This window comes from Pedobacter zeae, from assembly GCF_014196715.1.
GTDB classification, from domain to species: Bacteria; Bacteroidota; Bacteroidia; order Sphingobacteriales; family Sphingobacteriaceae; genus Pedobacter; species Pedobacter zeae.
In genome coordinates this window covers 1,045,971-1,058,882 of sequence record NZ_JACIEF010000002.1, presented here as the reverse complement: position 1 = coordinate 1,058,882, position 12,912 = coordinate 1,045,971, and the positions used below count along the sequence as shown (strand labels likewise).

Here is a 12,912-nt window from a genome sequence, read left to right as displayed (position 1 = left end):
TATCTTTACTGCACAAAATTAAAACATTTAAATGAGAGAATTCTTTAAGTATTTATTTGCCTCTATCCTGGGCTTTTTCGTATCGTTAATCATTGTATTTATTATCTGCTTCGTAGTTGTTGTTGGTTTAATTTCTTCAATTGATAGCGACAAAACAGTTGTTGTATCTAACAACTCGGTATTGTTTCTGAATTTAGACCAGGCCATTACCGAGCGTACTCCAAAAAATCCGTTCGGGAACCTGCCTATAGTTGGAAGTGAAGAAAAAGATGGTATAGGTTTGAACGATTTTATCAAAGCCTTACAAAAAGCCAAAACAGACGATAATATTAAGTGCATTTACATTAATGTGAGCAGCCCGAATGCCGGTTATGCTACCTTGCGCGAAGTGAGAAACGCATTGATCGATTTTAAAAAATCGCATAAAAAAATTATTGCTTACAGCGAAGTTTATACACAGGCTGCCTATTACATCGCTTCGGTGGCGGATAAAGTATACTTAAATCCGGAAGGCGCATTAGAATTTAAAGGTTTTAGTTCCGAACTCACCTTTTTTAAAGGCACTTTAGAAAAAGTTGGTGTAGAAATGCAGGTGATCCGCGTAGGAAACTATAAAAGTGCCGTTGAGCCCTTCATCTTAGATAAAATGAGCGACTATAACCGTAAACAGGTTACCGCTTACGTTGGCGGATTGTACAATACCTTTTTATCTGATATTGCGTTGAGCAGAAACATTCAGAAAGATAGTCTTTACGCTATTGCCGATAACTATAAAGTTCAACAGCCACAGGATGCCGTAAATTTTAAAATGATTGACGCTTTAAAATATAAAGATGAGATTTTAGAAGAATTGAAGGGCTTATCGGGAAGAACCAGGGGCGAAAATATCCGTTCGGTTTCTATTAACGATTACGCAAAGAACAATACCGATACAGGCGAAGGAAAAGATAAAGTGGCTGTAATTTATGCCAACGGAGAAATTAGCGGAGGTGAAGGTTCTGATAACCAGATCGGTTCAGAACGGATTTCCAGAGCAATCAGGAAGGCCCGCTTAGATGACGATATTAAAGCGGTAGTGCTCCGTGTAAACTCACCGGGAGGCAGCGCACTGGCTTCAGATGTGATCTGGAGAGAGATAGTATTGACCAAAAAAGAGAAACCGGTTATTGCATCTTTCGGTGATGTAGCCGCATCGGGCGGGTACTATATTGGCTGTGCAGCCGATAGCATCTTTGTTCAGCCCAATACCATTACGGGTTCTATTGGGGTATTTGGTATTATCCCGAACTTTCAAAACTTAATGACCAACAAACTGGGAATTACCTTTGATGGTGTTAAAACCGGTAAATATGCCGATATAATGGCCACAAACCGCCCTATGACGGAAGGAGAAAGGTTTATTATACAAAATGAATTAAATAGAATTTACAGCGGTTTTGTAAGCAGAGTAGCCGATGGCAGAAAGAAAAGTAAAGCCTATATCGACAGCATTGGCGGTGGCCATGTCTGGATCGGTACGGATGCTGTTCAGATTGGCCTGGCAGATAAGATCGGAAGTTTTAACGATGCCATTAAAGCTGCTGCTAAAAAGGCGAAGTTGAAGAAATATAAGGTGGTGGAATATCCTGATGTGATCGATCCTTTGAAATCGCTGATGGAGGATGGCACCAACAAAATTAAAACCTATTACACCAAACAGGAACTTGGCGATAACTATATGCTTTATCAACAAATGAAAAAGGTAATCGCAAGCTCCGGCATCCAGGCCAGGATGCCATTTGAAGCGGTTATAAAATAATGTAAGATCGAAATAACGTAAGATGGAAAATGGAGGGTGGGAAATGAAAATATCGCTACATCACCCATTTTCCATTTCACCTCTTAAATCATTCCACTATTTTCCATTCTGGATGCAAGGTTAAATAAGTTTGGTTAAGCGCAGTATTTACCGGATGTACCGTTAAAGAAATGCTTTTCCCTTTTAAAAATTCGAAACCAATTCCATCTGTTTTGGCATCATAAATTGTTACGGTATCTTTATTTTCGTTTAAATAGGTCGAAATTTTTTCGATGTTTGGGAATTTCGGCTGAATATCTTTAAAAGTAGCACCAGTTGCCAAACCATCCTTTGTTTTGAACGTATTTGAGGTAATCCTGATCTGTTTTACGTCTTTTATGCGCATACTGGTATCGCGGTAAGAAGAATAAACGGCAATTTCATCCCGCTGTTTAGCCGTAGAATCGCCGCTGTACCAAATCCCCCAGGCCTTTCCCATCGCGGCATCGCCGGCATCTGGTCTTCCAAGCTTTTGACCAACCTGTGCCATATCTTCACCAAGAGCTATTTCACCAACCGACCGGCCGGGAACCACCAAAAACCGTTCATCTACGGGTTGCATAGTACCAGCAGAGGTATTTTTTACTGAATCTGCCTTATTTTCATCTGGTTTATTTGCAGTTTGGCAGGCAAGCAGACTTATACTCAACCCTACCAGAACGGTTTTTATAGCTTTCATAACAGTAAAACAACGCCTTAATAAAATTGTGTTTAGAAAACAACAAGCTTGATTAAAATTTGGGGCATTATTTCCTAATTTTACCCCTTATGGAAAATAAGACCATCGCCCGCACTTTACGCCTTTTATCGCAGCTCATGGAACTGCATGAAGAAAATCCTTTTAAGATTAAATCAGTTGCAAATGCCTATTTTAAAGTAGACAAACTTCCTTTTGCCTTAAAAGACAAACCCCTTGATGAACTGGATAAAATAGAAGGCATAGGTAAAGGTTTGGCTTCTAAAATAGTAGAACTTCTTCAAACCGGAGCATTACAGGAACTTAACGAAATCCTCGAAAGAACACCTGAGGGCGTGGTCGAAATGCTCGGCATTAAAGGTATCGGTCCAAAAAAGATTTTCATTATTTGGCGAACGCTTGGGATAGAGAGTATCGGTGAACTCTATTACGCCTGTAATGAAAACCGCCTGATTGAAGCCAAGGGCTTCGGGTTAAAAACACAGGAAGAAATTAAAAATGCAATTGAGTTTAAGTTGGCTGCCAATGGCAGGTTTTTATATGCACAGGTTGAAGGTTTTGCCAAAACTTTGTTTACCCAACTTTCTGCCTGGGTGGCCAATATTGATGGAAATGCACTTTTGGGCTTTGCTGGTCAATACCGCAGGGCATGCGAAATTATTGATGAACTCGAAATCGTAATCGGCACTGAAAATACTGATGCCATAAAACAAAGCTTGCCTGCTTTCGAAACACTTTCGCTTATTGAAGCCGGGAACTCGTTCATTTGTACCACTGAGGCTGGCCTCAGGATTAAAATCGATGTGGCAGAAAAAACATCTTTTTATTTACAATGGTTTACTTTAACCGGAAATGCCGGACACGTTGAAAAAGTACTGGCTTTAGCGGGTAATGGCCCTTTCGCAAATGAAGAAGAAATTTACAGCAAAGCTGGATTGGCTTTTATCGAGCCCGAACTGCGTGAAGATTTTGACGAAATTGAACTGGCCAAATCAAACAAACTCCCCAAACTGATCCAATATGAAGATTTAAAAGGCAGTTTGCATAACCACTCTACCTGGAGCGATGGTGTACACACTTTAGAACAAATGGCCATGTATTGCAAGGAGAACTTAAATCTTCAGTATTTAGGAATCTGCGATCACTCTAAAACTGCAGTATATGCCAAAGGCCTGAACGAACAGAGAGTTTTAGACCAGCACCAGGAAATAGACGAACTGAATAAAAAACTCGCGCCGTTTAAAATTTTTAAGGGGATTGAAAGCGATATTTTAAGTGATGGATCGCTCGATTATGCTGAAGACATTCTAAAAACATTCGATTTTGTGGTCGCCTCCGTGCACAGTAACCTGCGCATGGACGAAGCCAAAGCAACGGCACGGTTGTTAAAAGCTATCGAAAACCCATACACGACTATTTTAGGTCATCCAACCGGTCGTTTATTGCTAGGCAGAGCCGGATACCCCATCGATTACAAAAAAATTATCGATGCCTGTGCGGCCAACCAGGTAGTAATCGAAATCAATGCCAATCCGCTACGTTTAGATCTAGACTGGCGCTGGCACCGTTATGCACTCGAAAAAGGTGTTTTATTGTCGGTAAACCCCGATGCACACCGTACCGAAGGTTTCCACGATATGCATTACGGCATTCTGGTAGCCCGCAAAGGTGGCTTAAGTACTGATAAATGTTTAAATGCTTTCTCTTTGGAAGAAATTACAGCTTACTTTAACCACAAAAAAACAAATTAACCACAGATAAAAAGGATAAACACGGATAAGTTTAAATCTGTGTATCTGTGAAAATCTGTGGTAAAAAACCATAACTTTGCCCCATGATAAGTGAAATTGCCAACCGTATATTTAATCAGGTAATTACAGACTACCACCAGTTTGATGACATTGACCACCCGGTTGAAAACCCATACGATGCTGAAAGTTTAGAGCATCTTTTTTACATTAAAAACTGGATTGATACTGCCCAATGGCACATGGAAGATGTAGTGCGTAACCCCCAGATTGACCCTGTTGAAGGCTTAAGCTGGAAAAGGCGCATCGATGCACAAAACCAGGTACGTACCGATATGGTAGAATTTATAGACGGCTATTTTTTAAACCTTTATAAAGACGTTCAGGCTTTACCCGATGCCAAAATCAATACCGAAAGTCCGGCCTGGGCAATAGACAGACTTTCTATACTGGCACTAAAAATTTACCATATGCAGGAAGAGGCCGAACGTGAAAGCGCATCTGCTGAACACCGTGCACAATGCCAAACTAAACTCAATGTACTGTTATCGCAGCGTGAAGACCTTTCAACAAGTATTGACGAGTTATTGGCTGATATCGAAGCCGGTAAAAAATACATGAAAGTGTACAAACAAATGAAAATGTACAACGATCCGAGTTTAAATCCGGTATTGTATAACAAAGCATAAAGACCAAAGCCGAAAACGAAATTCATGTCATCGAACCAAAAAATCATTGTTTTACGTTTTTCGGCAATGGGCGATGTAGCCATGGTGGCTTCGGTTTTACGGGAATTTTCAGAACAAAACCCGACAGTTGAGCTCATTATGGTAAGCCGGCCGGCCTTTAAACCATTTTTTGATCATATTCCCCATCTCATCTTCCATCCCATACAGCCAAAAACAATCCATAAAGGGATAGTTGGCCTGTATAAACTTTACAGGGAGCTTTGCACCTACAAGCCAGATGCCGTAGCAGATTTACACGATAATTTAAGAAGCAGGGCCATTTCTGCCTTTTTTCGTTTAACGGGAACAGAAATTAAGCGGATAGATAAAGGAAGGGCTGAGAAAAAAGCGCTCATACGCCTCAACAATAAGATATTTAAACCCCTCAGAAAAACTGTTGAACGTTATGCAGATGTTTTCCGCCAATTGGGTTTTAATATTACACTCAGCCATAAAATAAATAAGTCTCCCTTAGAGATTCCGGCAAAAGCACATCATTTGTTTACGAATAAAACTGCTAAAAAAGTAGGTATCTCCCCTTTTGCACAGCATATTTATAAAGTATATGCTTTAGAAAAAATGGAGGAGGTAATTGCCTCATTAACAGGGATGGGCTATGAGCTTTTTATATTTGGTGGAGGTGAAAAAGAAAAGGTAATTGCCGAAAAATGGGCTAAAACCTACAAAAACACTTATAATTTAATTGGGACTTTTAATTTAACAGAGGAACTGGCCATCATATCCAACTTAGATGTGATGTTGAGCATGGACTCATCAGGTATGCATATGGCATCACTTGTTGGTGTTCCGGTGGTTTCGGTATGGGGGCCAACCCATCCTTACGCGGGCTTCCTCGGTTATGGACAACTGGAAAGCGACTGCATCCAGATTGACCATCCTGCCAGGCCAAATTCTATTTATGGAAACAAACCTTGCCTCTGCGGTGTTGAAAACTGTATAGACTTAATTAAGCCGGAAACAATTGTAAATAAAATTAAAGAAAAACTAAATGGCTAAGCAGTTACTATTGGTCCGTCATGGAAAATCGGATTGGGGAAATTTAGATTTAAAAGATTTCGATCGCCCCTTAAATAAACGGGGTAAAGAAAATGCACCAGAAATGGCCGAAAGATTAATTAATCGCGGGTTTACATTCGATCTTATAGTAAGCAGTCCGGCAAAACGGGCAAAATCTACAGCCAAGTATTTTGCAGAGGCTTATCATCTAGATCAGATCCAATATGAAGAAAGCATTTATGAAGCAAGTACCCGTACTTTGTTAAATGTGGTAAACCACCTGCCTGATGATGCAAATACTGTAATGATGTTTGGGCATAACCCTGGTTTTACCGATTTTGCAAATGAACTGAGCGGTAGCGACATTTACAATATCCCAACTTCCGGTATGGCATTAATTTCTTTTCCTTTTGACTCCTGGCAAATGATAAGCAAGGGCACAGGTGAACTGGTGTTTTTTGATTACCCTAAGAATAGTGATGAAGTTTAGATTTCTTCTGCCACTCAGGAATTAAGGACATTAAAGCTAATAAACAGTTTAGATATTTGTTCGTGGAAGCACAGATTTACCAACGAATTGGCGCTGGAAAGGTTTTCCCGACCAGCACTATCCACAGTTAAATAAACCCGGTAGTAGCGGCAGCTCCCGGTGCTTCATCGGGACTACAGCGAATAACGGGGCTGAAGAAGCCAAGAACTACAAACCGTTCGTTTTTCAAAAAAAATAAAAAACAATCTCTTTTGTCATTAAAAGAATTATCTTTGACAACACAATAACGAAAAGTCCGGCAATAGACATTTCGGTGAATTCATAACCTAAACTCTTCTGGTTATTTCATAATTCGTATCGCCGGAATATTTATCCATTAATTTATCTATACATGAGTTTTGACTATAACACCACGCGTAGCCATTTAATTTTATCGGAGTATGGCCGCAACGTACAGAACATGGTAAAGTATATATGCGAATTACCAACCATTGAAGAACGTAATAAATATGCCCAGGCCGTAATAGACCTGATGGGATTTTTGCAACCGCACCTACGTGATGTTGCCGATTTTAAACACAAACTGTGGGATCACCTCCACATTATTTCGGGCTATAAAATTGATGTAGACAGCCCCTATCCAAAGCCATTGGAAGAAAATGCCTTTATCAAACCGGAGCCATTGGCTTACCCTCAACAACGCATTACCTATAAACATTATGGCAAAACGGTTGAAAACCTGATTGAAAAGGCCATGCGCGAAGAAGATCCCGAAATTAAAAAGGCCATGGTACAGAGCATTGCAAATTTTATGAAAATGGCTTACGTTACCTGGAATAAAGACAATGTGAGTGACGATACCATCATTAAGGATTTAAAATACCTTTCGGGTGGATTATTATCGCTTGATGAAGGTGTTAACTTAGCTAAAGTTGAATTCAGGGCTCAAAATTCGCGTCAAAACAATAATAACAACAATAACCGCGGCAGGAGCAACAACAATAACAACAACGGAAAAAACCGTCAGAACAACAATAACCGTCAACGTAACAACAACAATAAATCTAAATATTAAAGGAAAAGGTAAAAGACAGAAGGTAAAAAGGCAGAAGGTTAAATATCTGACCAATCTTGACACTGATGTTTGATACTTGCTACTAACTACTACAAGATATATGAACGCATTTGAAATAACAGGCGGAATTAAATTAAAAGGCGAAATTACCCCTCAGGGAGCCAAGAATGAGGCGTTGCAGATTCTATCGGCTGTACTGCTTACCGAAAAGAAAATAACCATCAGCAATATTCCTGACATTAAGGATGTAAACAAACTGATTGAATTACTTGGCGATTTAGGGGTAATCATTGAGCGGATTAATAAAGATACCTATACTTTTGAAGCTAAAAATATTGATTTGAATTTCTTTGAATCGGATACTTTTAAATCGAAAGGTGGCGGTCTACGCGGTTCGATTATGATTGTTGGTCCTTTATTGGCCCGTTTTGGTAAAGCAGCAATCCCAAAACCAGGGGGCGATAAAATCGGACGCAGAAGATTGGATACCCACTTTATCGGTTTTGAAAAATTAGGTGCCAAATTTGTTTATGACAGCAAAAAAGCTTTCTTTAACGTTGATGCCACCAATTTACAGGGTGCTTACATCCTGTTAGATGAAGCATCTGTAACCGGCACGGCAAACATTGTAATGGCAGCAGTTTTAGCTAAAGGTACCACCACCATTTATAATGCGGCCTGCGAACCTTATTTACAGCAGCTTTGTAAAATGCTTAACCGGATGGGTGCCAAAATTTCGGGTATCGGCTCTAACCTTTTAACCATTGAGGGAGTTAAAGTTTTAGGTGGTACCGAGCATAGGATGTTGCCAGATATGATCGAGATCGGTTCTTTCATTGGGATGGCCGCCATGACGGAATCAGAAATTACCATTAAAAATGTTTGTTATGATGAGCTTGGTGTAATACCGGAAGTTTTCAAAAAGCTGGGTATAAAATTAGAGCGCCGCGGTGATGATATCTATGTTCCATCTCAAAAACATTACGAAATTGAAACCTTTATCGATGGATCGATCTTAACCATTGCTGACGCTCCATGGCCAGGTTTTACCCCTGACCTGCTGAGTATTGTTTTAGTAGTAGCCACACAAGCTAAAGGAAACGTGTTAATCCACCAGAAAATGTTCGAAAGCCGCTTATTCTTCGTGGATAAGCTGATTGATATGGGTGCGCAGATTATCCTTTGCGATCCGCACCGCGCTACGGTTAACGGCATTGATAAAAAATACAAACTTCGTGGGATTAGCATGACTTCTCCTGATATCAGGGCCGGTGTTTCCTTATTAATCGCAGCCTTATCAGCAGAAGGCAAATCGACCATTTATAACATCGAACAGATTGAACGCGGTTACCAGGATATCGATACCCGTTTACGTGCCCTGGGTGCGCAGATTAAGCGTGTAAATGCTGATGCGCCTAGTCATTAAAGGTTGAAGGTTTAGAGGCGGAAGGTAGAAGGTTTAAAAGCTGAAAAAGACCAAAGCTTAAAGACTAAAGCATAAAGCGAAACGCCAGCATAAAAATTAAGCTGGCGTTTTTATTTGTCACCATTGCGAGTATAAAGCAATCTCACGGTAAATTCGCAGGCCGAAAATTATCTTATCAGACTAATAGATATAAATAAAACGTCTGAGTGAAATATATTGGTATTTTTTTAGCCTTTCCCAGCAAAGTATGCCAATGGCACGATTAATAATATACCGATAATTAGCGGAATCCAGATTGGCTTGGCTCTGTATTTGGTATCCTTTCCTAGACTTCTATTCCAAAAGAATTGATACATTATAATTACTCCCAACGCATTAATAATGAGAGAAATTCCCATTGACGGATGTGGAACAAATTCCATCAGATTAATTTGACCAAACGTAAATAACAATCCGAAAAAAATAGGTGTACCCCATCGTTTTCCAGCATTTTTCAAGTTAATTGCCAGCATCACAGAACCAAAAAGCACAGAAAAAAGAATTGAAAACACATAAATTGCAGTTTGAGAATAGTACTCCGGGGCATCAATATCTTTAACTACGTTTCTTTTCCAGCCTCTTAAACTGTCATAATTGATACTCTCTTTTAACCTGATCTTCTCTTCTATCAACTCATCGATGCCTTCGGGTAATTCTGCATTTCTATTTTTTAATTCTGCAAGGGCTGCCCTTACTCCATCCGAAGTATGTTTATCTACGTGATCTAAATAATACCTTAATTGTTGATCTGTTTTAGTTGATAAGATTTCTTTGAGCGTTGTCATATTTATAAAAAGAATGGCCACAAGTTAACAACTTATGGCCATTCTAAAAATTTTATTGTTCAGCGATTTTACAGATCGAAAGCCTATCAATCGGTATTACCTTGCTAATCGAGATTTAAGCGGTCGGGATTACAAATCCCGATCAACAATCAATAATTTACAAATTGTCATGCTGAATTTATTTTACAAGTAGAATAGTATTTCCAATTATCTTGTAGCTAGTGCGTGGTCAGCATCTTCCATGCGATAAGATCCTGAAACAAGTTCAGGAAGACGAGTGCGGAGCTTACAGCTTCCATCCCACATTTTCCATCTTACATCCCCCTACCCTGATATCGCATTAATAATATCATACTGGGTAATGATCTCGATCCTACCTGATTCATCTTCAACCAATACAGCAGAATTTTCTTTGTTAATCAATGAAGAAATTTTATCAATTGAGGTGTTCAAATCAACAAAAGAGAAAGTAGCCGTCATAATTTCTGAAATCGGTGCCGATTTTAAGCCCGGATTTTCGAGCAGTGCCGATAAAATATCACTTTCGGCAACCTTACCTACAATCATTCCCTGTTGGGTTACCGGAATTTGCGATATATTCATCGATTTAATGGTATTGATCGCCTCCAATACAGTTTTCTGTGCATCAAGTGTTACAATTTCGGTACTCTCCTTTTTAGCCAGGATTGATTTGGCCGTTAATTTTTCATCTTGCAAGAACCCACGCTCGCGCAACCAGTCTTCATTATACATTTTACCCATGTAACGACTGCCGTGGTCGTGAAAAATGACCACTACCACGTCTTCGGGCTTTAATTTATCTTTTAACTGAATTAAGCCGCCAATAGCAGCACCGGCAGAGTTGCCTACAAAAATCCCTTCTTTACGCGCAATATCGCGGGTCATTAATGCGGCATCTTTATCAGTAACTTTTTCAAACAGGTCGATTACATCAAAATTTACGTTTGCCGGAAGAAAATCTTCACCAATCCCTTCGGTGATATAAGGATAAATTTCATCCTTGTCAAATATGCCGGTTTCTTTATATTTTTTGAAAACCGAACCATAGGTATCAATGCCCCAAACTTTAATATTTGGATTTTTCTCTTTCAAATACTTCCCAGTTCCGGAAATGGTGCCGCCGGTACCTACACCTACCACCAAATGAGTAATTTTACCTTCTGTCTGTTCCCATATCTCGGGCCCGGTTTGCTCATAATGGGCCTGCGAGTTAGCTAAGTTATCATATTGATTGGGTTTCCACGAATTCGGAACCTCGCGTTCCAAACGCGAAGAAACAGAATAGTATGAACGGGGATCTTCGGGTTCAACGTTAGTCGGACAAACGATCACTTCTGCACCAAAGGCACGCAAAGCATCTACTTTCTCTTTTGATTGTTTATCAGTTGTGGTAAAAATACATTTATAGCCTTTAATAATGGCTGCCATAGCCAAGCCCATACCTGTATTTCCTGATGTTCCTTCAATAATTGTCCCGCCTGGTTTTAACTTACCGCTTTTCTCGGCATCTTCGATCATTTTAACCGCCATCCGGTCTTTAATCGAGTTGCCCGGATTGGTTGTTTCTATTTTCGCTAGGATTGTTCCTGGAACTCCCTTTGTTATCGTATTTAATTTAACCAATGGTGTATTGCCAATGGTTTCTAAAATATTATTGTACCACATGTCACAAAATTAAGCAATGGCATTAAGTATTTTATAAACTATATTTTATTTAAAACATAATTTTAAAAAATAAAAATTTAAAGAATTTAATTCCATAATCTATAATTATGATAGGCATTATAGATTGATTATTGGGCAAAATACCATTCCGGTAATAAGCTTGTGGTTCAGATCGGGGGTATCCACATGGAGAAATCAGGGCATCAGCATGTTCTCTCCACCACCCTCTGGTAATTTATGATTATACCAATTTATAAATTTTCCCCGGCAAAGAAACAATGATCCCCTGCATCTCTAATGTAAGGACCACAATGGCCAGTTTACTTTGTTGCATATTCAATTGAATGCAAAGCTCGTCTATAGACAGCTGACCGTTTTGCAATGCATCAACAACCCGTTGTTCGTTAGGGGTAAGACTAAGCTGTAACACAGTTTGCGTCTCCTTTTTCTTTTCTTTCAGTTCATCGTCCCAGCCTAGATAATAAATCAAATCATGAGCGTTATGAATTAAGCCTGCTCTGTTGGTTTTAATCAGGAAATTACAGCCTTCCGAAAAAACATCGTTGGTTCTACCCGGAAAAGCATATACATCCTTATGATAAGAATTTGCAATTTCGGCGGTAATTAAGGCACCTCCTTTTATTGATGCTTCAACCACAATGGTAGCATCTGCAATCCCTGCAATAATCCTGTTTCTTTGTGGAAAATTAGTCCGGTCGGGATTGGTCAGGATCGGAAACTCGGTAAGCAGGCCTCCATTCAACACCATTTTCTGGGCAACTGTTTTGTGAATTTTTGGATACATCCGGTCTAAACCATGACCAAGAACCCCAACAGTTGGGATATGATTTACCAGGCATTCTTTATGGGTTGTTACATCTATTCCATACGCCAGGCCACTAACGATCAGAACATTGTAGGGCGCTAAAACTTCGCAAAGCTCCTTACAGAGGTTTTTTCCGTAGTTAGTTGCATTACGGGTTCCAACAATGCTGATGATACGCGGGTGGTTAAAATCTACGGTACCCTTGGCGTAAAGCAATACCGGCGAATCGATACAATTTTTTAATCTTTTAGGGTATTTCTCGTCTGAAAAGAACAATACTTCTATCCCGTGTTTTTCAATAAAATCCAATTCTTGCCTGGCCCTTAACAGGGCATCGGAACCGCGAATGGCTTCGATTGTTTTCTCTCCAACACCCGGAATCTGTAAAAGCTGTTTTTTACCTGCCAAAAATATATTCTCGGCACTTCCACAATAGGCAAGAAGGTTTTTGGCCGTTACGGGGCCAATAGATTTGATAAAAGTTAAGGCAATTTTATGCAGCGTGCTCATAATCTGATAAGGTTAAATAAATGCGGGATGATTTATTTCCTTAAAGCA

The 12,912-nt window shown here is 39.6% G+C and carries 11 protein-coding genes; 7 read left to right on the top strand and 4 right to left on the bottom strand.

The window, feature by feature from the left end; genetic code table 11:
- The first annotated feature begins 31 nt into the window (after positions 1-31).
- The gene (sppA, locus tag GGQ60_RS11095) at positions 32-1,798 is read left to right on the top strand and encodes a signal peptide peptidase SppA (protein ID WP_183763681.1); all 1,767 of its coding nucleotides are present in this window, start codon (positions 32-34) and stop codon (positions 1,796-1,798) included.
- Positions 1,799-1,886: 88 nt separating this feature from the next.
- Here the strand turns inward: sppA and GGQ60_RS11090 are convergent, their stop codons facing one another.
- Positions 1,887-2,516 carry a hypothetical protein gene (locus GGQ60_RS11090; protein ID WP_183763678.1) on the bottom strand — a complete coding sequence of 210 codons (630 nt, stop codon included), beginning with the start codon at positions 2,514-2,516 and terminating at the stop codon, positions 1,887-1,889.
- 89 nt (positions 2,517-2,605) lie between these two features.
- Between GGQ60_RS11090 and GGQ60_RS11085 the strand changes: the two genes are divergently transcribed.
- The 6 genes from GGQ60_RS11085 (at position 2,606) to murA (ending at position 9,018) form a co-directional block, all read left to right on the top strand.
- Positions 2,606-4,285, top strand: a complete 1,680-nt coding sequence (locus GGQ60_RS11085) for a helix-hairpin-helix domain-containing protein (RefSeq protein WP_183763675.1) — start codon at positions 2,606-2,608, stop codon at positions 4,283-4,285.
- A gap of 83 nt (positions 4,286-4,368) precedes the next feature.
- On the top strand, positions 4,369-4,971 hold the full coding sequence (locus tag GGQ60_RS11080) for a DUF4254 domain-containing protein (protein WP_183763673.1): 603 nt from the start codon (positions 4,369-4,371) through the stop codon (positions 4,969-4,971).
- A gap of 24 nt (positions 4,972-4,995) precedes the next feature.
- The gene (locus GGQ60_RS11075; protein WP_183763670.1) at positions 4,996-6,027 is read left to right on the top strand and encodes a glycosyltransferase family 9 protein; all 1,032 of its coding nucleotides are present in this window, start codon (positions 4,996-4,998) and stop codon (positions 6,025-6,027) included.
- Positions 6,020-6,517: a SixA phosphatase family protein gene (locus GGQ60_RS11070; RefSeq protein WP_183763667.1), complete on the top strand. Its 498-nt coding sequence runs from the start codon at positions 6,020-6,022 to the stop codon at positions 6,515-6,517. Before GGQ60_RS11075 ends, GGQ60_RS11070 begins: the two co-directional genes overlap by 8 nt.
- 391 nt (positions 6,518-6,908) lie before the next feature.
- Complete coding sequence (locus GGQ60_RS11065; RefSeq protein WP_183763665.1) at positions 6,909-7,592, top strand: DUF4290 domain-containing protein; 684 nt, start codon at positions 6,909-6,911, stop codon at positions 7,590-7,592.
- A gap of 100 nt (positions 7,593-7,692) precedes the next feature.
- Positions 7,693-9,018, top strand: a complete 1,326-nt coding sequence (gene murA / locus GGQ60_RS11060; protein WP_183763661.1) for a UDP-N-acetylglucosamine 1-carboxyvinyltransferase — start codon at positions 7,693-7,695, stop codon at positions 9,016-9,018.
- 227 nt (positions 9,019-9,245) lie between these two features.
- On the opposite strand, the gene GGQ60_RS11055 is transcribed toward murA, so the two are convergent.
- From GGQ60_RS11055 to dprA, 3 genes are all read right to left on the bottom strand, one after another.
- Positions 9,246-9,842, bottom strand: a complete 597-nt coding sequence (locus GGQ60_RS11055) for a hypothetical protein (RefSeq protein WP_183763658.1) — start codon at positions 9,840-9,842, stop codon at positions 9,246-9,248.
- Between the two features lie 324 nt (positions 9,843-10,166).
- Positions 10,167-11,528, bottom strand: a complete 1,362-nt coding sequence (locus GGQ60_RS11050; RefSeq protein WP_183763655.1) for a pyridoxal-phosphate dependent enzyme — start codon at positions 11,526-11,528, stop codon at positions 10,167-10,169.
- Between the two features lie 241 nt (positions 11,529-11,769).
- Entirely contained in the window at positions 11,770-12,864 is a 1,095-nt protein-coding gene (gene dprA / locus GGQ60_RS11045) for a DNA-processing protein DprA (RefSeq protein WP_183763652.1), read from the bottom strand.
- Positions 12,865-12,912 lie beyond the last annotated feature (48 nt).